We start from the raw sequence: 26,142 nt of genomic DNA on the forward strand, positions 1-26,142 counted from the left end.
GCATGCGGCCTGTAAAAGTGAGGGCGGGATGTATATCTATCGATTGGTCCTGTTGCTGGTTGTCGGGATCTACCTGTTTTCTCCCGCCATCATGGATTGGTGGATCGATGCGACAGGCGCCTGGTACAGGCCCTATCTGCTCTGGCTGATTCTGATCGTTGTGACCTTTATTCTTCAGAGCCAAAAAGATGCCGATGAGCTTTAGCCTGACCCAGATGATCCTGATCAGCGCCGCCTACCTGGGGGTGCTGTTTGGCGTAGCCTGGATCAGTGAACGCGGAATGATCCCGCGTGCAATCATTCGCCACCCCCTGACCTACACACTGTCGCTGGGCGTTTACGCCAGTGCCTGGGCGTTTTATGGCACCGTGGGTCTGGCTTACGAATACGGCTACGGCTTTCTATCCAGCTACCTCGGTGTTTCCGGGGCTTTCCTGCTGGCGCCAGTGCTGCTTTACCCGATCCTGAAAATCACCCGCACCTATCAGCTCTCATCGCTGGCAGACCTGTTCGCCTTCCGCTTTCGCAGCACCTGGGCCGGTGCGCTGACCACGATTTTCATGCTCATTGGTGTGTTACCGCTGCTGGCCCTGCAAATCCAGGCCGTGGCCGACTCCATCAGCATCCTCACCCGCGAACCGGTGCAACACCGCGTGGCGTTGAGTTTCTGTGCGCTGATTACCCTGTTTACGATTTTCTTCGGCTCACGGCACATCGCCACCCGAGAAAAACACGAAGGGCTGGTATTCGCCATTGCCTTTGAGTCCGTGATCAAGCTGATAGCCATTGGCGGCGTCGGCCTCTACGCGCTTTATGGTGTGTTCGATGGCCCGCAACAGCTGGAAGTGTGGCTGCTGCAAAACCAGACGGCGCTCGCCGCCCTGCACACGCCGCTGCAAGAAGGGCCGTGGCGTACCCTGTTGCTGGTGTTTTTCGCCTCGGCCATCGTGATGCCGCACATGTATCACATGACCTTCACCGAGAACCTCAACCCTCGCGGGCTGGTCAGCGCCAGCTGGGGCCTGCCCCTGTTTCTGCTGTTGATGAGCCTCGCCGTGCCACTGATTCTGTGGGCCGGCCTCAAGCTGGGCGCCACTACCAACCCCGAGTACTTCACCCTCGGTATCGGTATTGCCGCCAACAACAAACCCTTGGCGCTATTGGCTTATGTGGGCGGGCTTTCGGCCTCCAGCGGGCTGATTATCGTCACCACCCTCGCGCTTTCGGGCATGGCCCTGAACCACTTGGTGCTGCCGCTTTATCAGCCACCTGCCGAAGGCAACATCTACCGCTGGCTGAAGTGGACCCGTCGCGCACTGATCGTTGCCATCATCATGGCTGGCTATGGTTTCTACCTGCTGTTGGGCGCCGAACAAGATTTGGCCAACCTCGGCATCGTGGCCTTTGTCGCCACGTTGCAGTTCCTGCCTGGCGTGCTCTCGGTGCTGTACTGGCCGACCGCCAACCGACGCGGCTTTATTGCCGGGTTGCTGGCAGGGATTCTGGTGTGGATGGCCAGTATGCTGTTCCCGCTGATCGGCAACTTCCAGGGCTTTTATATCCCGTGGTTGAACATGATCTACGTGCTGGACGACACCAGTTGGCACATGGCGGCCATTGCGTCCTTGGCGGCCAACGTGCTGATGTTCACCCTGATTTCGCTGTTCACCAACGCCAGCCCTGAAGAGGCAAGCGCCGCCGAAGCTTGCGCAGTCGACAACGTGCGCCGCCCGCAACGCCGCGAGCTGCACGCCGCCTCACCGCAAGAGTTCGCCACCCAGCTGGCCAAACCCCTGGGAGCCAAGGCCGCGCAAAAAGAAGTCGAGCAAGCGCTACGCGACCTGTTCCTGCCCTTCGATGAGCGCCGCCCCTATGCCTTGCGCCGCCTGCGCGACCGTATCGAAGCCAACCTCTCCGGCTTGATGGGCCCCAGCGTCGCCCAGGATATGGTCGAGACCTTTTTGCCCTACAAGTCAGGCGGTGAAAACTACGTCACCGAAGACATTCACTTTATCGAAAGCAGGCTTGAGGACTACCACTCGCGCCTCACAGGTCTTGCAGCCGAGCTCGATGCCTTGCGCCGCTACCACCGCCAGACCCTGCAAGAACTGCCCATGGGCGTTTGCTCGCTGGCCAAGGATCAAGAGATCCTGATGTGGAACAAAGCCATGGAAGAGTTGACCGGCATCCCGGCACAGCGCGTGGTGGGTTCGCGCCTGAGTACCCTGGGCGACCCGTGGCGAGAACTGCTGCAAGGTTTTATCGACCTGCCTGACGAACACTTGCACAAGCAGCACCTGGCTCTCGACGGTCAAACCCGTTGGCTCAACCTGCACAAGGCCGCGATTGACGAACCCCTGGCTCCGGGCAACAGCGGTCTGGTGTTGCTGGTCGAAGACCTGACAGAAACCCAGATGCTCGAAGACAAACTGGTGCACTCCGAGCGGCTGGCCAGTATCGGCCGCCTCGCAGCGGGCGTGGCTCACGAAATCGGCAACCCGGTGACCGGCATCGCCTGCCTGGCGCAAAACCTTCGCGAAGAACGCGAGGACGACAGCGAACTGACTGAGATCAGCAGCCAGATTCTTGAGCAGACCAAGCGTATTTCGCGCATCGTGCAGTCCTTGATGAGCTTCGCCCATGCTGGCAGCCATCAGCACAATGACGAGCCCGTCTGTCTGGCCGAAGTGGCCCAGGATGCCATCGGTTTGCTGGCCCTGAACCGACGCAATTTTGAAGTGCAGTTTTACAACCTCTGCGACCCTGACCACTGGATTGATGGTGATCCGCAGCGACTCGCCCAAGTGTTGATCAACCTGCTGTCAAACGCCCGCGATGCCTCGCCTGCGGGGAGTGCAGTCAGGGTCAAGACCGAAGCCAGCGAGCACACTGTCGACCTCATCGTGGAAGACGAAGGCACAGGCATTCCGAAGAACATCATGGACCGATTGTTCGAACCGTTTTTCACCACCAAGGACCCTGGCGAAGGCACCGGTCTGGGCCTTGCACTGGTCTATTCCATCGTTGAAGAGCATTATGGACAAATCACCATCGACAGCCCGGCTGACATTATCAGCCAACGCGGAACCCGTATCCGGGTGACACTACCGCGTCATGTCGAAGCGACGTCCGCTGTGAACTGAGACCGTCGAGAGAACTGAATCAATGCCGCATATTTTGATCGTCGAAGATGAAACCATCATCCGCTCCGCGTTACGCCGCTTACTGGAGCGTAACCAGTACCAGGTCAGCGAGGCTGGCTCGGTGCAAGAAGCTCAGGAGCGTTTCAGCATTCCCTCGTTCGACTTGATTGTCAGCGATCTGCGCCTGCCAGGCGCTCCAGGTACCGAGCTGATCAAGCTTGGCCAAGGCAAGCCGGTGCTGATCATGACCAGCTATGCAAGCCTGCGCTCGGCCGTTGACTCGATGAAAATGGGCGCCGTCGACTACATCGCCAAACCTTTTGATCATGACGAAATGCTGCAAGCGGTAGCGCGCATTCTGCGTGATCGGCAAAACACCCAAAGCGTGCCTGCCGAGCGTCCTGCCAAAGCGGGCATCGCCGACAAAAACACGGTAGATAACAGCAACGGTGAAATTGGCATCATTGGCTCCTGCCCGCCAATGCTGGACATGTACAGCAAGATCCGCAAAGTAGCGCCAACAGACTCCAATGTATTGATCCAGGGTGAGTCAGGGACCGGTAAAGAGCTGGTCGCGCGCGCTCTGCACAACCTGTCCAGACGCGCCAAGGCGCCGATGATCTCGGTGAACTGCGCGGCTATCCCCGAGTCACTGATCGAGTCCGAGCTGTTCGGCCACGAAAAAGGGGCATTTACCGGCGCCAGCGCTGGACGTGCCGGTCTGGTTGAAGCCGCCGATGGTGGCACGCTGTTCCTTGATGAAATCGGCGAACTGCCGCTTGAGGCACAGGCGCGCCTGCTGCGCGTGCTGCAAGAAGGCGAAATACGCCGCGTAGGTTCCGTGCAATCGCAAAAAGTTGACGTGCGCCTGATTGCGGCGACTCACCGTGACCTCAAAAGCCTGGCCAAGGTGGGCCAGTTTCGCGAAGACTTGTACTACCGCCTGCATGTGATCGCACTCAAACTGCCTGCCTTGCGCGAGCGTGGCGCCGACGTCAACGAAATCGCCACCGCGTTCCTCGCCCGTCAAAGCGCACGTGTAGGTCGCACCGACCTGAAATTCGCCCCCGATGCCGAACGTGCAATCAGCCATTACTCATGGCCGGGTAACGTTCGCGAACTGGAAAACGCAGTCGAGCGTGCAGTGATCCTGTGCGAAAGCCCGGAAATTTCGGCCGAACTGCTGGGTATCGATATTGAACTGAGCGACCTGCAAGACGATGACTTCATCGGCCTGGCCCCGCAGCAGAGCATCGGCAGCGGTAACACCAGCCTTGATCCGACCGAAGACCTGTCACTGGAAGACTACTTCCAGCACTTCGTGCTTGAGCATCAGGACCACATGACCGAGACCGAACTGGCCCGCAAACTGGGGGTCAGCCGCAAGTGTTTGTGGGAGCGGCGCCAGCGCCTGGGGATCCCGCGGCGCAAAACCGGCGTGCCAAGCGAAGGCTAGGTAACACTGCTAAATGTAAAAAAACTGTTACCTCAGTTAAATCACGTAACAAAAGCCGGGTCTTACGGTAACGATGACCCGGCTTTTTTTTGCCCTTGAAAAAGCAAAAAACCTTAAAACCCCTTATTTTGCTGGGCCGCGCAAAAGTTGGCACGCCTCATGCTATATGTATCCGTACAAGAACAATAAGAATCACAGCAGCACATAATAAAAATAAGACGTATCGGCTCACGCATAACAAGAACAACACGGCGGAGGCGCAGCTAACTGATTGTTTTGGAGAGGCGTTGTAAATGGGGCTTGCCCCACGACTAGGCAGAGAACAACAAAAACTGCACTTAAAGCAGAGCCTGAACTAGTTGGATCATTGATCACATCAACACAGCGACCAAAGCAATCCGTTTGCTCTTATCTCCCGATTGGGAGGGTTACACAGGCCAGACCTTTGTAACCAGGGCGATTAACAAAAACAAAAAGCCCGCAATCAATAATAAAAATAGAGCACGCAACTAATTCCAGGGGAGCTTCGGCTCCCCTTGTGCTTCCTGCGATTTAACAAATCCCCCTACCCCTCTAAGCCGCCCTTCTTAGCGCTTTTTCTGCTTGCAGCTTGCAGCTTCGCTCGCAAGACTGGCTCAGCGTCCTACACCATCCCCTGACTAAATGCTAGAATCCCCGCCCATCATGCGGTCATTCTTCGTTTTGGCCGAACATTCCTTCAAACAGTGCATCCCATGCTGAAGAAGCTGTTCCAGTCACTCCGTTCCCCCAAGCGTCGTACGCAACAACTGCGCAGCACCCCTGAAGTGCTCAACAGCAGCCAACATTCGCTGCAACGTGCCCAGTTCAGCCGCTACGCGGTCAATATCGTCGAACGCCTGCAGAACGCCGGTTACCAGGCTTACCTGGTCGGCGGTTGCGTACGCGACATGCTGCTCAACATCACGCCAAAAGACTTTGACGTCGCCACCAGTGCCACGCCGGAGCAAGTGCGCGCCGAGTTTCGCAATGCGCGAATCATCGGTCGGCGCTTCAAATTGGTGCATATCCACTTTGGCCGCGAAATCATTGAGGTCGCGACCTTCCGTGCCAATCACCCGCAAAACGACGAAGAGGAAGACAGCAACCAGTCCTCTCGTAACGAAAGCGGGCGCATTTTGCGCGACAACGTTTACGGCACCCTTGAAGAAGACGCCCAGCGTCGTGACTTCACGATCAATGCCCTGTATTACGATCCGGTCAGCGAGCGCATCCTCGATTACGCCAACGGCGTACACGACATTCGCAACCGCTTGCTGCGCCTGATTGGCGATCCGCAACAGCGCTACCAGGAAGACCCGGTGCGTATGCTGCGCGCAGTGCGTTTTGCCGCCAAACTCAACTTTGGCATCGAAAAACACACCGCGGCACCGATTCGTGAATTGGCTCCAATGCTGCGCGAGATCCCGTCTGCACGGCTGTTCGAAGAAGTACTCAAGCTGTTCCTCTCGGGTAACGCTTCAGACACCTTTGAAATGCTGGTCGACCTCGAATTGTTCGATCCTCTGTTCCCGGCCAGCGCCGAAGCACTGGAACACAATCCGACGTACACCCACACCCTGATCAGCGAAGCCTTGCGCAACACTGATCTGCGAATCAAACAGGGCAAACCGGTGACCCCGGCCTTCCTGTTTGCCGCCTTGCTCTGGCCTGCCCTGCCAGCCCGCGTCATGTATTTGCAGGACCGCGGCATGCCAGCGATCCCTGCCATGCAGGAAGCTGCGCACGAGCTGATCAGCGAGCAATGCCAGCGGATTGCTATTCCCAAACGTTTCACGATGCCGATTCGCGAGATCTGGGACATGCAGGAGCGCCTGCCGCGCCGCAGTGGCAAACGTGCCGACATGCTGCTCGACAACCCGCGTTTCCGTGCCGGCTATGACTTCTTGCTGTTGCGTGAAAGCGCAGGTGAAGAAACCAACGGCCTGGGCCAATGGTGGACTGACTATCAGGACGCCAATGACAGCGGTCGCCGCGACATGATTCGCGACTTGAGCAATGCCAAGGAAGATGGCACTGGACCAGCACCGCGCAAGCGTCGCCGTACCAGCGGTGCCAAGCGCAAACGTAGCGCCGCCGCGGACGAATAAGCGATGGAACGTATCTACATTGGAATGGGCAGCAATCTGGCTGACCCGGCAGATCAATTGCGCAGTGCTGTCCAGGCACTGGCGCAATTACCTGACTCCCGATTCGTCGGGGTTTCAGCGTTCTATCAAAGCGATTCGCTACTGCCCGGCCAACCGCGTTACACCAATGCCGTGGCTGCCATCGACAGCACCCTGGCGCCGTTGGACCTGCTGGACGCTCTGCAAGCCATCGAACTTGACCAAGGTCGCGAGCGCCACGAGCGCTGGGGCCCGCGTACGCTGGATTTGGACATCCTGCTGTTCGGCGATCGCCTGATCGACGATGCCCGCCTCAAGGTCCCGCACTACCACATGCACGCCCGCCCTTTTGTGCTGTACCCACTGGCCGAACTGGCGCCAGCATCGCTGCAACTCGCCGATGGCCGCACACTGTCGCAATTGCTCGCCGACTGCCCTTTCATCGGGCTTGAGCGCATCGCGCCTTAAAGCTGAATCGAATCAATACCCGGGTAACACCTCTGCGGTAACACCCGGAATTGACTTCCTGTGAGCTCGTCACGACTATAGGCATCCCGCAGCCATCCACTGGATGGCGCAATGTGAAAAGCAGGCTTTATAAGCACCCTCCAGAAAGGTGTGCCTGTTCATAACGATGAATCACACGCGTTACTTGCAGTGGTTATCACACTGCCTGACGAGGATCCTTTTCATGCCAGCTATTACCCTGACCACCCTGCAAAGCCTTAAGCAAAAAGGTGAAAAAATCACCATGCTGACGTGCTATGACGCCACCTTTGCCCACGCCTGCAATCAGGCCGGTGTTGAAGTGTTACTGGTAGGCGACTCCCTGGGCATGGTTCTACAAGGGCATGACAGCACATTGCCTGTTACGACCACGGACATGGCTTACCACGTAGCCTGCGTAAAGCGCGGCAACCAGGACGCCCTGATTCTCGCGGACATGGCCTTTATGGCTAACGCGACACTCGAACAAGCCTTGAACAACAGCGCCCTGCTGATGAAAGCTGGCGCACATATGGTCAAAGTCGAAGGCGCCGTGTGGCTCGCGGAATCGATTCGCGCCATGACCGAACGCGGTATTCCCGTGTGCGCGCACATGGGCTTGACCCCGCAGACAGTCAACGTGCTCGGCGGCTACAAGGTGCAAGGCCGCAACGAAAATCAGGCCCGCCAAATGCGCGCCGATGCCATTGCACTTGAGCAGGCAGGCGCAGCCATGCTGCTGCTTGAATGCGTGCCAAGCGAACTGGCGGCAGAAATCACCCACGCGGTCAAAATTCCGGTAATCGGCATTGGCGCTGGCAGCGACACCGACGGTCAGGTCCTGGTGCTGCACGACATGCTTGGTCTTTCACTGACCGGTCGCGTGCCCAAGTTCGTGAAAAACTTCATGACCGGCCAGCCTGACATCCAGTCCGCCCTCAGCGCCTACGTGTCTGAAGTCAAAGCCGTCAGCTTCCCTGGCACCGAACATGGATTCAGCGCATGAACACAGTAAAAACCGTTCGCGAACTGCGCGCAGCTGTCGCCCGCGCACGCCGCGAAGGCAAACAGATCGCCCTGGTTCCGACCATGGGTAATCTGCACAGCGGCCACGCGGCCCTGGTGACAACCGCCGCGCAGCAGGCTGATTTTGTAGTAGCGAGCATTTTTGTGAACCCGCTGCAATTTGGTGCCAACGAAGACCTCGACACCTACCCGCGCACCCTGGCAGCCGATCAGGAAAAACTCCTGCAGGCGGGCTGCCATTTGTTGTTCGCCCCGACCGTCGCAGAGATGTACCCCAACGGCATGGACGGCCTGACCCGTGTCACCGCTGCCACGCTGAGCAATGAGCTGTGCGGCAGTCGCCGCCCGGGGCATTTCGATGGCGTGACCACCGTGGTCAGCAAGCTGTTCAATATGGTTCAGCCGGATCTAGCCATCTTCGGGCAAAAAGACTACCAACAGTTGGCAGTCATTCGCGCAATGGTCAACGACCTCAACTTTCCAATCCAGATCATCAGCGAACCCACCGTACGCGCCGACGACGGCCTGGCGCTGTCTTCGCGCAACGGTTACCTGACCCCAGAACAACGAGCCCTGGCGCCAGCGCTGTACCGTCACCTGAGCGAGATGGCACACGCCATTGAAGCCGGTGAGCGCGATTACGCGACGCTGGTGAACCAACATCTGGCGCAAATCGAAGCCATTGGTTTTCGCCCCGACTACCTGGAAGTCCGCCACGCACAGACTTTACTTCCAGCCCAGGCCACTGATCGTGACCTGGTAATTTTGGTCGCGGCTTTTCTGGGGGCCACCCGTTTAATCGACAACGTACACTTAAACCTCGACAGCGCGCTCTGACAGAGCCGACTGTGCGGACCCGCGGAATGACCCGCACCCAATAAAAAACACTGAAACGTTTCAGCTCGTGTGACATAGCGGTGACAAAAGTTACCGATTGTTGTCAGACAAAGCCAAGACAGAAGCAGGCGAGAGAGTTACTGTAATCGCCCTGCTTCTAGCTGACGTGCAGAATCAGACCGACCGAGCACCTCGATAATAAAAAGGTGCAGGCGTTTTCAGTGTCCAAAGGCAGTTCAAGCAAAAAGGATATCCGCAGCGATGGCGTACTACCGCACCCCTCATGACGTTACCGCTCTGCCCGCTTGGCAAGCGTTGAAACTACACCGCACCGGCATGCAAAATTTCAGCATGCGCGACGCGTTTAATAGCAACCCCAAACGTTTTGAAGAATTCACCCTGAGCAGCTGCGGGCTGTTTCTGGACTACTCGAAAAACCTGATCGACAACGAGACCCGCGATCTGCTGGTCAACCTCGCCAATGAGGCTGACCTCAAAGGTGCGATCAAGTCGTTGTTCGGCGGTGAAATCGTCAACGCCTCTGAAGGCCGCCCAGCCTTGCACACCGCGCTACGCCGCCCGGTTGCCGACAAGCTGTCGGTGAACGGCGTGAATATCATGCCCGAGGTGCATAAAGTCCTGAACCAGATGACCGAGCTGGTCGGCCGGATTCACGACGGCCTGTGGCGCGGTTACACCGAAAAGCCGATCACCGACATCGTCAACATCGGCATTGGTGGCTCCTTCCTTGGCCCTGAGCTGGTGTCTGAAGCTCTGCTGTCCTACGCCCAGAAAGGCGTGCGCTGCCATTACCTGGCGAACATCGATGGCAGTGAGTTCCATGAACTGACCGCAAAACTGCGTGCAGAAACCACGCTGTTCATCGTTTCGTCAAAATCCTTCAACACCCTCGAAACCTTGAAAAACGCTCAGGCGGCACGGGCCTGGTACTTGGCCCAAGGCGGATCGGAAGCCGAACTGCATCGCCACTTTATCGCTGTGTCGAGCAACAACGCGGCGGCCGTAGCATTCGGTATTCGTGAAGAAAACATCTTCCCGATGTGGGACTGGGTCGGTGGGCGTTACTCGCTGTGGTCGGCCATTGGCTTGCCAATTGCGCTGGCAATCGGCATGTCCAACTTCAAAGAGCTGCTGTCCGGTGCCTACAGCATGGACCAGCACTTCCAGACCGCACCGTTCGAGCAGAACATGCCGGTGCTGATGGCCTTGCTGGGTGTGTGGTATGGCAACTTCTGGGGCTCGCAAAGCCACGCGATCCTGCCGTACGACCACTACCTGCGCAACATCACCAAGCACTTGCAACAACTGGATATGGAATCCAACGGCAAGAGCGTGCGCCAGGACGGCACCCCGGTGTCCACCGACACTGGTCCGGTGATCTGGGGTGGTGTGGGCTGTAACGGCCAGCACGCCTATCACCAGTTGCTGCATCAAGGCACACAGCTGATCCCGGCCGACTTTATCGTGCCGATTGTCAGCTTCAACCCGGTCTCCGATCACCACCAGTGGCTGTATGCCAACTGCCTGTCGCAAAGCCAGGCCCTGATGCTGGGTAAAACCCGCGAAGAGGCCGAGGCCGAGCTGCGCGACAAAGGCATGAGCGAAGAAGAAGTGCAAAAACTGGCACCGCACAAGGTGATCCCGGGCAACCGTCCGAGCAATACCTTGGTGGTTGAACGCATCAGCCCGCGTCGTCTGGGTGCACTGGTTGCGCTCTACGAGCACAAGGTTTTTGTGCAAAGCGTGATCTGGGGCATCAACGCCTTCGACCAATGGGGCGTTGAGCTGGGCAAAGAGCTGGGCAAGGGTGTTTACAACCGCTTGACCGGCAGCATCGAAGAGCCAGCCGATGATGCTTCGACCCAAGGTCTGATCAACTACTTCCGCGGTCGTCATCGCGGTTGATTGATAGCCGGCCAGTCCCTCGACTGGCCGGCACAATCGAGGCTCCATGGATTTCATCCGCATTCCCATCGAACGCCAGATCATGAGCCTGACCGGGCTTTCACTCGGCCAGCTCGACCTCGAAAACCCCAAGGGCGACCCCGGCCTGTTTGGCCCGGATTCCATCAGTTGGCAGGTGCATGGTGATTTCACCAGCATGCTGATTGGCGGCATCAGCGCCTTGATGCTGCAAGCCTTGCACCCACTGGCCCTGGCCGGGGTGTGGGACCACTCCAATTTCCGTCAAGACATGCTGGGTCGGCTACGCCGCACCGGGCAGTTCATTTCTGGCACTACCTTCGGCGCTACTGGCGATGCCAACTGGCTGATCGACAAAGTGCGCACCATCCATTTGCAAGTCACCGGCACCGCCCTCGACGGCCGCCCATATGCCGCCAGCGATCCCAAATTGCTGACCTGGGTGCATGTGGCTGAAGTCAGCAACTTCCTCGCCGCCCACCTGCGCTATCGCAACCCGCATTTGTCCGGCGCAGATCAGGACCGTTACTACGACGAAATAGCCATGATCGCTGAACGCCTGGGAGCTACAAATGTCCCGCGTTCACGCCAGCAAATCGCCGACTACCTCGAAGGCATCCGCCCACAATTACTCTGTGATGAACGTAGTCATGAAGTGATTCGCCTGTTGCTCAACGCCCCCTCCCCCAGCCTGCTGGCCAAGCCTTTTGGCGCACTGATGATGAAAGCCGGGATTGATTTGCTACCGGACTGGGCCAGCGATCAGTTGGGGCTGCAGCAACGCCCGCTGGTTCGCAAACTGGTGCGGGCGCAAGTCAGCAGCACCGCGCCGATCCTGCGCTGGGCCGTACGCAATGGTTCAGTACAACGGGCGCGGCGGCGCATGGGACTTGGCTGAAACCGGGGCGCGGCCATCGCGGGCAAGCCCCCACAGGTTCAAGACCTCCCTGCCCCCGCTTCTGTTAAACTGCCGCGCCTTATCCATTCCCCAAGGCGCATCGCATGTCTTCCTTGAATCAGGCGCTGCGCGCCGCCCTCGATAACCGTCATCAATTGCTGGCCGAGTTGCATACTCAGGGCACTGACTGCTATCGCCTGTTTCACGGCAGCCAGGAGGGCGCTGGCGGCCTGACCATCGACCGTTACGGCCCACAGCTACTGGTGCAAAGTTTCCATCAGCGCCTTGAGCGCGATGATCTGCTGCAACTGCACGAAGCCATCAATCGTCACTTGGGCCTAGACCTGATGCTGGTCTACAACGACCGCTCCCAAGGCAATTCACGTATTGATCGCGAAGACACCGTATACCGCGCCGATGAAGCGGCACTGGCAGACACGGTCGGTCACGAGTGGGGCCTGAAATACCGTGTACGCGGGCGCCATGCTGGACAAGATCCGTTGCTGTTTCTCGACCTGCGCAATGCTCGCGGCTGGGTCAAGCAACACAGCGCCGGCAAAAGCGTACTCAACCTGTTTTCCTACACCTGCGGCGTCGGCCTGAGTGCTGCGGCAGGGGGCGCCAGTGAAGTTTGCAACCTGGATTTCGCTGAAGGCAATCTGGCGGTGGGCCGCGAAAACGGCCTGCTGAACCCGCAATTACCGAAAATGAAATTCGTACAGTCGGACTATTTTGCGGCCATCCGCCAATTGGCAGGTTTGCCGATTATTCAGCGCCGCCACAAGCTGCCTGCCTACCCGCGCATGGATCAGCGTGAGTATGATCTGGTGTTGCTCGATCCGCCTGCATGGGCCAAGAGCGCGTTTGGTACGGTCGATCTGCTGCGCGACTATCAAAGCCTACTCAAGCCCGCAGTGCTGACCACCGCGCCAGACGGCGTGCTGATCTGCTGCAATAACCTGGCGAAAGTCAGCATGGACGACTGGCGCGAACAGGTTTTGCGTTGCGCCGAGAAAGCAGGCCGCCCGGTTCGCGATTGGCAGGTATTGCCCCCCGCCAGTGACTTCCCGTCCCTGGATCAGCAGCCACCGCTGAAAACCTTGATCCTTCAATTTTAAAAACGTGCTGTGTTTATGGCGCTCGTCTCGGAACCAGAAACGCGTGCCATACTCCAAGGCACTCCCGACTGCTATAGACGACGCCCCACATGCTCAAAGGATTGATCCGCGCCCTCGGCGCCGTGCTGATTGCTATCGCACTTTACAGCGTGCTTGGCTTCCTGATTTTGCCGGGCGTTGGCCTGCGCATCATCAACCAGCAACTGGCCAACTACGCCACGGTACCCGCCAAACTTGACCGGCTGGAGTTCAACCCGTTCAGCCTGGAGCTGACTTTGTGGGGGCTGAAAGTTGGCGAACCGGGCAAGGAGCAAGTCGGGTTTGACCGTTTGTATGCCAATTTGCAAGCAGACAGCCTGTGGACAAAAGCCTTGCACCTGGCGGATGTTCAGCTGGACAAGCCCAAAACCGAGCTGCTGTTCAACAAGGACGGTACGCTCAATCTGACTCAGCTGTTCAAGCTTCCGGCCAGTGAGCCCACCCCGAGCGATCCCGACAGCAAGCCTTTCCCGGTACGTCTGGACAACATCAAACTGGCGGGGGGCTACCTGCACTTCACCGATATGCGTCCCAGCGAGCCTATCGAATTTCTGTACGACTCGATGGACCTTGAGCTAAAAAACCTCAGCACCTTGCCCGATGACAACGCCGACATGACCCTGGTGGCTGCTGGTCCGGCAGGCGGGCGGATTGACTGGAGCGGTACGCTGAGCCTGGTGCCCATCACCTCTACCGGCAAACTGAAAGTCACCGATGCCAAGATGAAAGTCTGGTGGCCCTATGTGCGCGATGCGCTACCACTGGTACTCGAAGACGGGGTGCTGAACTTCAGCACCGATTACACCCTGAACCTGTCCAAAGAAACCGAGATGGTGCTGAGCAACGCCTCAGCCAGCATCGCACCCTTTAAAATCAATGCCCCTGACGGACGCCCTTTGGCACGTCTGGAACGGTTGGATATCAGCGACACCACTGTAGATCTGGCCAAGCAGCAAGTCGTCGTCGGCAAGATCAACAGCCAGAATCTCGAAACCTGGGCCGCTCGCGAGAAAGACGGCCAACTGGACTGGCAAAAGCTGTTTGCCAGCCAACCCGAAAAGGTCCCGCACAAAACGGATGACGAGGTGACAGTTGCAGCGCCAAAGCCTGCCCCCGTTGCACCGAGCAAGCCATGGCAAGTGCTGCTCAAGGACGTTGAGCTGCGCGACTATCGGGTACACCTCGCCGACAAGGAGCCTAAAACCCCAGTGGCGCTGGATATTGGCCCGCTCAACCTGAACCTGAAAAACTTCGACAGCCTGAACCGCTCACCCTTCACTCTCAACCTCGACACGGGTGTGGGCAAGCAAGGCAAGCTCACCGCCAGCGGCGACGTCAACCTGAGCCCGGTAAGTGCCAGGCTCAAGGTCACAACCAAGGATATCGACTTGCGTGTAGCGCAGGCCTATATCGACCCGTTTATTCGCCTTGAGCTACGCAGCGGCATGCTCGGCAGCGACCTCGCGGTCGATCTTAAAAGTACCGAGCCGCTGGCCTTTACCGTTGCTGGGCGTGCTCAGGTCGATCAACTGCACACACTGGACACACTGAAAAACCGCGACTTCCTCAAATGGCAAAAGCTGGTACTGGAAGACGTTAAGTACCAGCACGGTGAAAGCCTGTCGATTACCCGGGTCAACTTCGAAAAACCCTATGTGCGCTTCATGATCAACGATGATCGCACTACTAACGTCGATGACCTGCTGATCCCGCAACCCGCTGGCAGCGGTGCCAAACCGGCTGCCAGCAAGAGCAAACCACTGGGCATCCATGTGGGTGGCATCGCGATCAATGACGGTTCGGCCAACTTTGCCGACTTCAGCCTGACCCCGAACTTCCAGACCGCGGTTCAACAACTCAACGGCCAGATCGGTACCATTGACAGTCGTCAGGCCAAACCGGCGAGTGTGAATATCGCAGGCAAGGTCGACCGTTACGCCCCTGTCACCATCAAAGGTAGCGTCAATCCCTTTGACCCGATGGCTAGCCTCGATATCGCCACCAGTTTCAAGCGTGTCGAACTGACAACCCTGACGCCTTACTCCGGCAAATTTGCTGGCTACCGTATCCGCAAGGGCCGTCTGAACCTCGACCTGCATTACTTGATCACCCAAGGTCAGCTCAAGGCTGAAAACAAAGTAGTGATCGAGCAATTGCAACTGGGTGAGAAAGTCGACAGCCCGGACGCCGTCAACTTGCCACTGAAATTGGCGATTGCGTTGCTCAAGGACAGCGACGGCAGGATATCCATTGAACTGCCGGTGACTGGCGACCTGAACAACCCGCAGTTCAGCGTGATGCCAATTGTATGGCAAACCCTGCGCAACCTGGTGGTACGCGCGGCACAGGCGCCCTTCAAGTTCATTGGCGGGCTGATCACCGGCGGTGGCTCCGAGGACCTGGGTACAGTGTCATTCGCGCCAGGATCAAGCGAGCTGAGCCCTGAGGCACAAAAAGCGCTCACTACTCTGGCCGATGCATTGAAACAACGCCCGGCCTTGCGCCTTGAAATTGAAGGCACGGCCGCACAAAGCAGCGATGGGCCGCATATCGCTCAAGATCGTCTTGAGCGCGAGTACCAATACAACTACTACAAGATTCTCCAGCGCCGTGGCGACAAGGTGCCTGCCCAGGCATCGCTGCTCAAGGTGCCGGATGAAGAGAAGGGGCCGTTGCTCGAAGGTATTTACCGCACCCGCCTCAAACAACAGCCACCTGCCGAATGGGCTGACCTGAGCCGTGATGAACGGGCCGCCAAAATGAGCGCCGCTCTGGTCGAGTTCTGGAGCAAAAGCGAAGTACTGCTGCGCCAACTGGGCCAGGACCGCGCAAGCAGCATCAAGGACTTCCTGGTCGATCAAGGCCAGTTGGCTGATGACCGCGTGTACTTTATCGATGCCACCCTGGGCGACGCCGAAAGCGATGGCAGGGTAATCTCGCCGCTGCATCTGGATAGCGAATAAACCAGAACCCCGCACCTGTGTGGCTGCTGCGCAAGGAACGAGGCTTATGGTTTTACGACTGCTGCGCAGCCGGACACTGCCTCGTTCCTCCGGCAGCGGCTACAAAGATTTTCGTACCCTCCGCCCAAATAGAACAGCCCCCGACGCAGAGCGCCGAGGGCTGTAATGGCCACATCCGTATGGCCGTCGCATGAACCTTGTTTCAAAGCCTGCAGGCGTACTGCTTAAATGACCTGCTGCAGCTTTGCTTCCCCCGGTTCTACGAGCAAGAGTGGGTTATTCAGCTTTTAAGCCATCAGCCGAGACAGCTTTAACGCCTTTGATTTTCTTGGTAATGGCAACTGCGATCTCTTTTTGCGCCTCAGTCACTGGCACCATCGAAGAAAGGGAAACAACACCTTTGTTCGTCTCAACCTTGATATCAGTACCCGGAATGCCTTTTTCGGTAACCAGGTCAGCTTTCACTTTGGTTGTGATCCAGGTATCAGAAGTGGCTTCCTTGGCTTTGGTTACTTCGCCAGCAGCCACGACCATCGGGGCTTGGGTGGTCGCTTGAGCAGCAAATGCGGCGTTGGCCATAGTCAGGGTCAGAGCGGTGGCAGTTGCGGCAGCGATAGCGAACTTCTTCATACGAGTAACTCCTGTCTTCTTCAAAATCTGCGCCGTCTTCCAGCTGCAGGGTTATCTGTACTGTTGCAGGGCCTGTGCCAACTTTAAATTTAAAATAAATCCTTATAAATCAACAAATTACAATTATTCAATAATCTGTATGTCGTGCAAAATGCATGACGCCCCGCAAAACTGCATGCAAGTTGCGGCTTTGCACTCATGGCCTATCGCCCGACTTTTCTTCAGGCATAAAAAAAGGATCCCGAAGGATCCTTTTTTCAAAGCAGGTATCGGGGGCTATTAAGCTTCCGATGCCTTGGCAGCAGCTACGTCCTTGATGGACAGCTTGATACGGCCGCGGTTGTCCACGTCCAGTACCAGTACTTCCACTTCCTGACCTTCTTTCAGAATGTCAGTCACTTTCTCAACACGAGCATCGCTCAGCATGGAGATGTGAACCAGGCCGTCTTTGCCTGGCAGGATGTTTACGAATGCGCCGAAGTCGACGATACGCTCAACCTTGCCCACGTAGATCTTGCCGATCTCGGCTTCTGCGGTGATGCCCAGAACGCGCTGACGCGCTGCTTCTGCTGCTTCTTTGGTTTCGCCGAAGATCTTGATCGAACCGTCGTCTTCGATATCGATCGAAGCCTTGGTTTCTTCACAGATTGCACGGATGGTCGCGCCGCCTTTACCGATAACATCACGGATTTTGTCGGTGTCGATTTTCATCGCGATCATGGTCGGAGCGTTAGCCGACAGCTCGTTGCGCGATACGGCAATGATCTGGTTCATCTGACCCAAGATGTTCAGGCGAGCGTCCAGGGCTTGGCCCAGTGCGATCTCCATGATTTCTTCGGTGATGCCCTTGATCTTGATGTCCATCTGCAGCGCGGTAACACCTTTAGCGGTACCGGCTACTTTGAAGTCCATGTCGCCCAGGTGATCTTCGTCACCCAGGATGTCGGTCAGAACTGCGAATTTCTCGCCTTCTTTAACCAGACCCATGGCGATACCGGCAACCGGTGCCTTCATCGGAACACCAGCGTCCATCAGTGCCAGGGAAGCACCGCAAACCGATGCCATCGAGCTGGAACCGTTGGATTCGGTGATTTCCGATACAACACGGATGGTGTATGGGAACACGTCAGCAGCAGGCAGCATGGCCTGAACCGAACGGCGGGCCAGACGGCCGTGACCGATTTCGCGACGACCAGCGCCACCCATACGACCACACTCACCTACCGAGAACGGAGGGAAGTTGTAGTGCAGCATGAACGGGTCTTTCTTCTCGCCTTCCAGGGTGTCCAGCAGCTGTGCGTCACGGGCAGTACCCAGAGTTGCAACAACCAGAGCCTGAGTTTCGCCACGGGTGAACAGAGCCGAACCGTGGGTCTTCGGCAGTACGCCAACTTCGATGTTCAGAGGGCGAACAGTCTTGGTGTCGCGGCCATCGATACGCGGCTTGCCGTTAACGATGTTTTCGCGAACGGTGCGGTATTCGATTTCGCCGAAAGCAGCTTTGACTTCGCTGGCAGAAGGCTGGCCTTCTTCACCGGACAGCTTGGCAACAACCTGGTCTTTCAACTCGCCCAAGCGAGTGTAACGGTCAGCCTTGACGGTGATGGTGTAAGCCTGGGAGATCGCTTCGCCGAACTCGGCACGGATAGCGCCCAGCAGTTCGGTAGCTTCTGGAGCCGCAGCCCAGTCCCAAGTTGGTTTGGCAGCTTCGGCAGCCAGCTCTTTAACAGCCTGGATAACTACCTGGAATTCGTCGTGGGCGAACAGTACTGCGCCCAGCATCTGGTCTTCGGTCAGCTCTTTGGCTTCCGATTCAACCATCAATACGGCTTCCGAAGTACCGGCAACAACCATGTCCAGGCTCGAAGCGGCCAGTTGCTCGTAAGTCGGGTTCAGCAGGTAGCCGGTGCTTTCGTGGTAAGCAACGCGGGCAGCGCCGATCGGACCATCAAAAGGAATACCGGAGATTGCCAGGGCAGCCGAAGTACCGATCATCGCAGCGACGTCCGGATCGGTTTTCTTGCTGGTGGACAGAACGGTGCAGACAACCTGCACTTCGTTCATGAAACCTTCCGGGAACAGCGGACGGATCGGACGGTCGATCAAGCGCGACGTCAGGGTTTCTTTCTCGGAAGGGCGACCTTCACGCTTGAAGAAACCGCCTGGGATTTTACCCGCGGCGTAGGTTTTTTCCTGGTAGTGAACAGACAGAGGGAAGAAGCCCTTGCCTGGATCAGCTTGCTTGGAGCCGACAACAGTCACCAACACGCTGACGTCGTCGTCAACGGTGACCAATACTGCGCCGGAAGCCTGACGGGCGATACGGCCAGTCTCGAGAGTAACGGTCGACTGACCGAACTGAAATTTTTTGATAACCGGGTTCACGGTGTCCTACCTTCTTTGTGGCTCTTGGGGAACGGGTTTCTTGCGAAAGTCATGTGCAACATCGGGTATTGACCCGACTCAAGATGCTTACGAAAACAGCCCGTGCGGCAAATTTTCGTAAGAATCCGGCTAGTCCAGATAAAACTTGAGGCTGGAAGCCTGCCGTCCGCTTGCGGGAAACCCGCAAACGCACGACAGACAACCAGCCTCTAGCAACATCGCTATTAGCGACGCAGACCCAGGCGAGCGATCAGCGTTTTGTAACGCTCAACGTTTTTGCCTTTGAGGTAATCCAGCAGCTTGCGACGCTGGTTTACCATACGGATCAGACCACGACGGGAGTGGTGATCCTTGCTGTTTGCCTTGAAGTGACCTTGCAGCGTGTTGATGTTAAAGGTCAGCAGTGCAACCTGCACTTCTGGAGAACCTGTATCACCTGGAGCTTGCTGGTAGTCAGCTACGATTTCTGCTTTGTGTTCAACTGTAAGTGCCATTTGGCTTTCCTTTCAATTAGGGCCTGCTTGCAAGCAAGACAGATCCAATAGGCCGAGGACAAATCCTCGTATTTAAATGTGAGATGTGACCGTGCCTAATAACAGCCACCCTCATTCCAGTCTGCCCCAAGAGTATTACATCCCGAAGCAGCCTGGTTCCGGTCATTCCGACCGAATCAGTCGACGCGGCGCAATGCGCCCGTCTTCGCTCACTTCACCGATCCCGATGAAGCGACCGTTATGATCTTGTACCCGCACCATACCGAACTTCGGAGCATCCGGAGCACGAACCGGCTGACCATTGAGCCAATAGAAAGCACTGGCTTCCGAGAAGTGCAGCAACGGCCAGTCCAGCAAGCCGCTGTCCGATGGCATCAGGAAGCGATCTACCGCTTCATTACCGCCTTCGGCATGCACCGCTTCCAACTCTTCCAGCGTGACCGTTTGGGCCAGGCTGAAAGGTCCGGCGTGCGTACGACGCAACTCTGCAACGTATGCACCGCACCCCAATTGCTCACCGATATCTTCCACGAGGGTACGGATATAGGTGCCTTTGGTGCAGTCGACGGCCAAGCGCGCAGTGTCGCCTTCGCTGGCCAGTAATTCGAGGCGTGTAATAGTAACAGAACGTGGTTCACGCTCCACCACTTCGCCTGCACGGGCCAGCTTGTAAAGCGGCTGTCCGTCTCGCTTGAGTGCAGAGTACATCGGCGGTATCTGACTGATTTTCCCACGAAAATTGGGTAAAACAGCTTCGATATCGGCACGACCAACGGTCACTGGGCGAGTCTGTAAAACCTCACCCTCAGCGTCTGCCGTGGTGGTGGTCTTGCCCAATTGCATCAGGGTTTCATAACCCTTGTCGGAATCGAGCAAGTATTGCGAAAACTTGGTGGCTTCGCCAAAGCACAGCGGCAATACACCGCTGGCCAATGGATCGAGACTACCGGTGTGCCCTGCCTTCTCGGCATTGAGCAGCCAGCGAACTTTCTGCAGGGCCGCGTTGGAAGTGAATCCAAGAGGCTTGTCCAACAGGATGATGCCGCTGACGTTACGACGGATACGCTTGACCTGAGCCACCGGTTACTCCTTGGTGTCTTCGGGAGCAGTGGTTTCAGGGTGCTGATTGTCTTCAGCCACTGCACGCTCGATCAAGGCGGACAGGTGAGCGCCACGCACGACACTTTCATCGTAGTGGAAGTGCAGCTGTGGAACGCTGCGCAGTTTCATTTCACGCGCCAGTTGCATGCGCAGGAAACCCGCTGCCGAGTTCAACACCTTGATGCTCTGGGCGATGTCTTCAGCATTATCCTGCCCCATCACGGTGATGAAGATCTTGGCGTGACCGACGTCACGGCTGACTTCAACAGCAGTAATGGTGACCAGACCCACGCGCGGGTCTTTGACTTCACGACGGATCAGCTGTGCCAGCTCGCGCTGCATCTGATCGCCAATACGTTGGGTACGGCTATATTCTTTTGCCATGTCTTGTTACCTGTTACTCACCCATGGGAAACCCATGCGGTCTGAAAGCGGCAAACGCCCGGCCAGACAGAAGCCGGACCGGGCGTTGCGTTTAGAGTCCAGGCCGAGCGACGGTCATTTGCATGCCGCGGCTCGTCCTCGCTCTTGAGGCTCGCGAGTTAGAGGCTGCGAGCAACCTGGACCTTCTCGAACACTTCGATCTTGTCACCGACTTTAACGTCGTTGTAGCTCTTGACGCCGATACCGCATTCCATGCCGGCACGCACTTCGGACATGTCATCTTTAAAGCGACGCAGGGATTCCAGCTCGCCTTCGTAGATAACGATGTCTTCACGCAGTACGCGGATTGGACGGTTACGGTGAACAACACCTTCAAGCACCATGCAACCTGCAACCGCGCCGAACTTAGGCGAACGGAACACGTCACGGACTTCGGCGATACCCAGGATGTTCTCCCGAACGTCGCTGCCAAGCATGCCGGTAAGGGCTTTCTTGACGTCTTCGATGATGTCGTAGATGACGTTGTAGTAACGCATGTCCAGGCCTTCCTGCTCGACAATCTTGCGAGCGCCGGCATCGGCACGCACGTTGAAGCCAAACAGTACAGCGTTGGAGGCCAGTGCCAGGTTAGCGTCGCTCTCGGTGATACCACCGACACCGCCGCCCACTACGCGCACTTGCACTTCGTCGTTACCCAGGCCGCCAAGGGCGCCCTGCAGAGCTTCCAACGAACCACGGACGTCAGATTTGAGGACGATGTTAAGCGTCTTCTTCTCTTCCTGACCCATGTTCTCGAAGATGTTTTCCAGCTTGCCTGCGTGAGCACGCGCCAGTTTCACTTCGCGGAACTTGCCTTGACGGAACAGGGCAACTTCACGCGCCTTCTTCTCGTCAGTCATTACGCTCATCTCGTCGCCAGCATCTGGCGTTCCGTCCAGGCCGAGAATCTCGACAGGGATGGATGGACCGGCTTCCTTGATGGACTTGCCGTTCTCATCGAGCATGGCACGGATGCGACCGTAGTTGGAGCCGACCAGAACCATGTCGCCTTGGCGCAGGGTACCGTCTTGAACCAGAACAGTTGCAACAGGGCCACGGCCTTTGTCCAGACGGGACTCAACCACTACGCCACGGCCAGGAGCCGATGGAGTTGCCTTGAGTTCCAGAACTTCAGCTTGCAGCAGTACGGCTTCGAGCAATTCGTCAACGCCGGTACCCATTTTCGCCGAGACCGAAACAAACGGAGTGTCACCACCCCATTCTTCCGACGTCACGCCGTGAACGGACAACTCGCTGCGGATGCGATCGAGATCAGCACCTGGCTTGTCGATTTTGTTCACTGCAACAACCAGAGGCACACCAGCCGCTTTCGCATGCTGAACAGCTTCGATGGTTTGCGGCATTACACCGTCGTCTGCAGCAACAACCAGAATCACGATGTCAGTCGCCTTGGCACCACGTGCACGCATTGCGGTAAACGCAGCGTGACCCGGGGTATCGAGGAAAGTGACCATGCCGCGTTCGGTTTCAACGTGGTATGCACCGATGTGCTGAGTAATACCACCGGCTTCGCCAGCAGCTACCTTGGCACGACGGATGTAGTCGAGCAGGGACGTTTTACCGTGGTCAACGTGGCCCATTACGGTCACAACCGGTGCACGGGAGAACGACTCGCCTTCGAACTTCAGGGACTCGGCCAGGGAATCTTCCAGGGCGTTGTCGCTGACCAGAGTCACTTTGTGGCCCAGTTCTTCAGCAACCAGTTGAGCAGTTTCCTGATCAAGTACCTGGTTGATGGTCGCTGGAGTACCCAGCTTGAACATGAACTTGATGACTTCAGCAGCCTTGACCGACATCTGTGCAGCCAAATCGCCGACAGTGATGGTCTCGCCAATCTGAACGTCACGAACTACAGGGCCGGTTGGGCTCTGGAAACCGTGAGCGTTACGCTTCTTCAGCTTGCCCTTGCCACGACCGCCGCGACGGAAGCTGTCGCTTTCTTCGTCGGAAGTACGCGGAGCAACACGTGGAGTCGGTGCTTTTTCTTTAACCGAGGCACGATGCGGAGCGTTTTTGCGATCGCCGTCACCACTACCGCGACGATTGTTATCGTCAGCACGTGGCTTGTCCGGGCGACGCTGTTCGTCACGCTTGCGTGCATCAACTGCTGGAGCCGGTGCGGCTGGTGCTGCGGCTTGCACAGGTGCAGGCGCGGCAACAGCTGGAGCAGCAGCAGGAGTAGATGCAGGCTGACGGCGCGCGTCTTCTTCGGCGCGACGCTTGGACTCTTCTTCAGCCTTTTGACGTGCGGCATTTTCTACTGCACGACGTTCATCCATCTCACGTTTGCGCTCGGCTTCAATTTCTTCCGGGCTTTGCTGTACGAAGACTTTCTTCTTGCGTACTTCAACGCTAATGCTTTTGCTGCCAGCAACACGCAGGGTACTGGTGGTTTTACGCTGCAAAGTGATCTTGCGCGGTTCTTCCACTTTAGCCTTGTGGCTGCTTTTCAGGTGAGTCAGCAGAGCTTGCTTCTCACTGTCGGTCACATTCTGCTCGGCGGCGTTGTGCGGCAGACCTGCCTCACGCATCTGCTGCAACAGGCGCTCAACCGGTGTTTTGACCTCATCGGCCAGTTGTTTCACCGTGACTTGCGTCATGCATTTCTCTCCTCAGGCCGCGCCTAATTACTCGAACCAATGGGCTCGGGCGGCCATGATCAACTTGCCGGCACGATCATCGTCAATGCCGTCGATGTCGAGCAGGTCGTCAATAGACTGCTCGGCCAGGTCTTCGCGGGTAATTACGCCGCGCACCGCCAGTTCCATCGCCAAATCCTTGTCCATACCCTCAAGCGAGAGCAGGTCTTCGGCCGGATGGGCGTCTGCCAGCTTTTCCTCAGTAGCGATGGCTTTAGTCAACAGTCGATCTTTGGCCCGAGCGCGAAGCTCGTTGACGGTATCTTCGTCAAAGCCATCGATGTTGAGCATTTCCTCCACCGGTACGTAGGCAATCTCTTCCAGGCTAGTAAAGCCTTCATCTACCAGAACCTGCGCCAGGTCTTCATCAACTTCCAGCTCTTCGATGAAGTTGCGCAGGATATCGCCGGTTTCTGCTTGCTGCTTAGCCTGGATGTCCGATTCGGTCATCACGTTCAAGGTCCAGCCGGTCAACTGGCTGGCCAAACGTACGTTCTGACCGCCGCGACCAATCGCCTGGGCCAGATTGTCTGCGCCAACGGCGATGTCCATTGCATGGGCATCTTCGTCGACGATAATTGCCGCCACTTCAGCTGGCGACATTGCGTTGATCACGAACTGCGCCGGGTTGTCATCCCAAAGGACGATATCCACTCGCTCTCCGCCCAATTCGCCGGACACTGCCTGGACGCGCGAACCGCGCATACCAATGCAGGCACCTTGCGGATCAATGCGTTTGTCTTTGGAGCGAACGGCTATTTTAGCGCGTGATCCTGGATCGCGGGAGGCCGCCATCACTTCGATCAGGCCTTCGGAGATCTCTGGCACTTCAATGCGGAACAGCTCGATCAGCATCTCTGGCGCGGTACGCGACAGAATCAACTGAGGGCCGCGGTTCTCGGTGCGGATTTCCTTGAGCAGTGCGCGAAGGCGTACGCCAACACGGAAGGTTTCACGCGAGATGATGTCTTCACGGGCCAGCAACGCTTCAGCGTTATTGCCCAGATCGACGATCACATTGTCACGTGTCACCTTTTTCACGGTGCCCGAAATGATTTCACCCAGACGCTCGCGATAAGCATCGACTACTTGAGCGCGCTCGGCTTCGCGGACCTTTTGCACAATGACCTGTTTGGCCGTTTGTGCAGCAATCCGACCGAATTCGATAGAATCGATTTTCTCTTCGATAATATCGCCAGCTACAGCGCCTGGCTGTTTCGCCTGGGCCTGGTCTACAGCCAACTCGTATGCTGGATCATCCAGATCTTCGTCTTCGACCACAGTCCAGCGACGGAAAGTCTCATAGTTACCGGTGTGGCGATTGATTTCCACACGCAGTTCGACTTCGTCTTCAAAACGCTTTTTAGTCGCGGTGGCCAGAGCCAGCTCCAGCGCTTCAAAAATAACGTTTGCCGGTACGCCCTTTTCATTGGACACCGACTCAACAACCAGCAGTACTTCTTTGCTCATCGTACGCCTCGCCTTTCGCAAGCCATTGGATCCGCGGGATCCGCGTCTCAGTCAAAACTGGGAATAATGTTGGCCTTGTCGATCATATCGATCGGCAACAGGAATTCATGGTCTTCAACTTGCACCACAATGTCCTGCTCCTCTACGCCGCGCAGAAGGCCCTGAAAGTTGCGTCGCCCTTCGAACGGGGAACGCAGCTTGATCCTCACTTGCTCACCGGCAAATTTCGCGAACTGCTCAATAGTGAACAGAGGGCGTTCCATGCCAGGAGAAGAAACTTCAAGCGTGTACTCAACAGCGATAGGATCTTCGACATCCAAAACGCCGCTGATCTGACGACTGACAATTGCGCAGTCATCTACCAGTACGCCGCCTTCCTTGTCGATATAGACACGCAACATTGAATGGCGGCCTTGAGCCGAAAATTCAATACCCCAGCATTCATAGCCAAGGGCCACGATCACCGGGGCCAACAAGTCCTGCAACTGTTCTAGCTTGCTCGACACCTGAACCCCCTGTGCATGTTTGTGCATGCTGTGCAAAATGAAAAAATGGGCGAAGCGCCCATCTCTGAAACGTCGTTGAATACCGACGCTATAAAGTGTCCAGTTAACAAAAAGCCCCTAAGAAGGGGCTCCGCTAAAACTGGTTGCGGGAGCCGGATTTGAACCGACGACCTTCGGGTTATGAGCCCGACGAGCTACCAGACTGCTCCATCCCGCGACAAAGCTGGAGCGGAAGTATACGGTTGATCCTTTTCAGGGTCAATCCAACCTTCCACATACAAGAAAGCCCGCTACTGCGGGCATTCTTGATAATTGGTACCGAGAAGGGGACTCGAACCCCTACACCCTATGGGCACAACCACCTCAAGGTTGCGTGTCTACCAATTCCACCACCTCGGCAATACTACGTTACATCA

19 protein-coding genes and 2 tRNA genes are annotated in these 26,142 nt (G+C 56.9%); 11 read left to right on the top strand and 10 right to left on the bottom strand.

Features of this window, described 5'->3' with window-relative positions:
• Positions 1-28 precede the first annotated feature (28 nt).
• The 11 genes from N7D90_RS20635 (at position 29) to N7D90_RS20685 (ending at position 16,057) form a co-directional block, all read left to right on the top strand.
• Complete coding sequence (locus N7D90_RS20635; RefSeq protein ID WP_003176118.1) at positions 29-205, top strand: hypothetical protein; 177 nt, start codon at positions 29-31, stop codon at positions 203-205.
• Positions 189-3,143 (top strand): sensor histidine kinase, encoded by a 2,955-nt coding sequence (locus N7D90_RS20640; RefSeq protein ID WP_261739718.1) that lies wholly within the window; start codon positions 189-191, stop codon positions 3,141-3,143. The genes N7D90_RS20635 and N7D90_RS20640 overlap by 17 nt, the downstream gene beginning before the upstream one ends.
• A 22-nt stretch (positions 3,144-3,165) precedes the next feature.
• Positions 3,166-4,599 (top strand): sigma-54-dependent transcriptional regulator, encoded by a 1,434-nt coding sequence (locus N7D90_RS20645; protein WP_261739719.1) that lies wholly within the window; start codon positions 3,166-3,168, stop codon positions 4,597-4,599.
• A gap of 734 nt (positions 4,600-5,333) precedes the next feature.
• The gene (locus N7D90_RS20650) at positions 5,334-6,728 is read left to right on the top strand and encodes a polynucleotide adenylyltransferase PcnB (RefSeq protein WP_261739720.1); all 1,395 of its coding nucleotides are present in this window, start codon (positions 5,334-5,336) and stop codon (positions 6,726-6,728) included.
• A 3-nt stretch (positions 6,729-6,731) separates the two neighbouring features.
• Positions 6,732-7,214 (top strand): 2-amino-4-hydroxy-6-hydroxymethyldihydropteridine diphosphokinase, encoded by a 483-nt coding sequence (gene folK / locus N7D90_RS20655; protein ID WP_261739721.1) that lies wholly within the window; start codon positions 6,732-6,734, stop codon positions 7,212-7,214.
• 223 nt (positions 7,215-7,437) lie between these two features.
• Positions 7,438-8,238, top strand: a complete 801-nt coding sequence (panB, locus tag N7D90_RS20660; RefSeq protein ID WP_261739722.1) for a 3-methyl-2-oxobutanoate hydroxymethyltransferase — start codon at positions 7,438-7,440, stop codon at positions 8,236-8,238.
• Positions 8,235-9,095: a pantoate--beta-alanine ligase gene (gene panC / locus N7D90_RS20665; RefSeq protein ID WP_261739723.1), complete on the top strand. Its 861-nt coding sequence runs from the start codon at positions 8,235-8,237 to the stop codon at positions 9,093-9,095. Before panB ends, panC begins: the two co-directional genes overlap by 4 nt.
• A 261-nt stretch (positions 9,096-9,356) precedes the next feature.
• A complete protein-coding gene (gene pgi, locus N7D90_RS20670; RefSeq protein WP_261739724.1) occupies positions 9,357-11,021 on the top strand; it encodes a glucose-6-phosphate isomerase in 1,665 nt (554 codons plus the stop codon).
• 46 nt (positions 11,022-11,067) lie between these two features.
• A complete protein-coding gene (locus N7D90_RS20675) occupies positions 11,068-11,937 on the top strand; it encodes an oxygenase MpaB family protein (protein ID WP_261739725.1) in 870 nt (289 codons plus the stop codon).
• Positions 11,938-12,041: 104 nt separating this feature from the next.
• Positions 12,042-13,055, top strand: a complete 1,014-nt coding sequence (locus N7D90_RS20680; RefSeq protein WP_261739726.1) for a class I SAM-dependent rRNA methyltransferase — start codon at positions 12,042-12,044, stop codon at positions 13,053-13,055.
• An 89-nt stretch (positions 13,056-13,144) separates the two neighbouring features.
• On the top strand, positions 13,145-16,057 hold the full coding sequence (locus N7D90_RS20685; RefSeq protein ID WP_261739727.1) for a DUF748 domain-containing protein: 2,913 nt from the start codon (positions 13,145-13,147) through the stop codon (positions 16,055-16,057).
• Positions 16,058-16,333: 276 nt separating this feature from the next.
• Here the strand turns inward: N7D90_RS20685 and N7D90_RS20690 are convergent, their stop codons facing one another.
• The 10 genes from N7D90_RS20690 to N7D90_RS20735 form a co-directional block, all read right to left on the bottom strand.
• Positions 16,334-16,687, bottom strand: coding sequence for a BON domain-containing protein (locus N7D90_RS20690; protein WP_095002557.1), 354 nt, complete (start codon positions 16,685-16,687; stop codon positions 16,334-16,336).
• Positions 16,688-16,966: 279 nt separating this feature from the next.
• Positions 16,967-19,072: a polyribonucleotide nucleotidyltransferase gene (gene pnp / locus N7D90_RS20695; RefSeq protein WP_019825928.1), complete on the bottom strand. Its 2,106-nt coding sequence runs from the start codon at positions 19,070-19,072 to the stop codon at positions 16,967-16,969.
• 224 nt (positions 19,073-19,296) lie between these two features.
• Positions 19,297-19,566: a 30S ribosomal protein S15 gene (rpsO, locus tag N7D90_RS20700; RefSeq protein ID WP_261739728.1), complete on the bottom strand. Its 270-nt coding sequence runs from the start codon at positions 19,564-19,566 to the stop codon at positions 19,297-19,299.
• 162 nt (positions 19,567-19,728) lie between these two features.
• Positions 19,729-20,646 (bottom strand): tRNA pseudouridine(55) synthase TruB, encoded by a 918-nt coding sequence (gene truB, locus N7D90_RS20705; RefSeq protein ID WP_261739729.1) that lies wholly within the window; start codon positions 20,644-20,646, stop codon positions 19,729-19,731.
• A 3-nt stretch (positions 20,647-20,649) separates the two neighbouring features.
• Positions 20,650-21,051: a 30S ribosome-binding factor RbfA gene (gene rbfA / locus N7D90_RS20710; RefSeq protein ID WP_261739730.1), complete on the bottom strand. Its 402-nt coding sequence runs from the start codon at positions 21,049-21,051 to the stop codon at positions 20,650-20,652.
• A gap of 158 nt (positions 21,052-21,209) precedes the next feature.
• Positions 21,210-23,711 (bottom strand): translation initiation factor IF-2, encoded by a 2,502-nt coding sequence (gene infB / locus N7D90_RS20715; RefSeq protein WP_261739731.1) that lies wholly within the window; start codon positions 23,709-23,711, stop codon positions 21,210-21,212.
• 27 nt (positions 23,712-23,738) lie between these two features.
• Positions 23,739-25,220: a transcription termination factor NusA gene (gene nusA / locus N7D90_RS20720; protein WP_019825920.1), complete on the bottom strand. Its 1,482-nt coding sequence runs from the start codon at positions 25,218-25,220 to the stop codon at positions 23,739-23,741.
• A gap of 47 nt (positions 25,221-25,267) precedes the next feature.
• Positions 25,268-25,726, bottom strand: coding sequence for a ribosome maturation factor RimP (gene rimP, locus N7D90_RS20725; protein WP_019825918.1), 459 nt, complete (start codon positions 25,724-25,726; stop codon positions 25,268-25,270).
• Positions 25,727-25,866: 140 nt separating this feature from the next.
• A tRNA-Met gene (locus tag N7D90_RS20730) sits at positions 25,867-25,943 on the bottom strand.
• 96 nt (positions 25,944-26,039) lie between these two features.
• Positions 26,040-26,125, bottom strand: a tRNA-Leu gene (locus N7D90_RS20735).
• Positions 26,126-26,142 lie beyond the last annotated feature (17 nt).

Origin of the sequence: Pseudomonas fragi (assembly GCF_025426255.1) — a bacterium.
In the GTDB taxonomy this organism is placed as follows: Bacteria; Pseudomonadota; Gammaproteobacteria; order Pseudomonadales; family Pseudomonadaceae; genus Aquipseudomonas; species Aquipseudomonas kulmbachensis.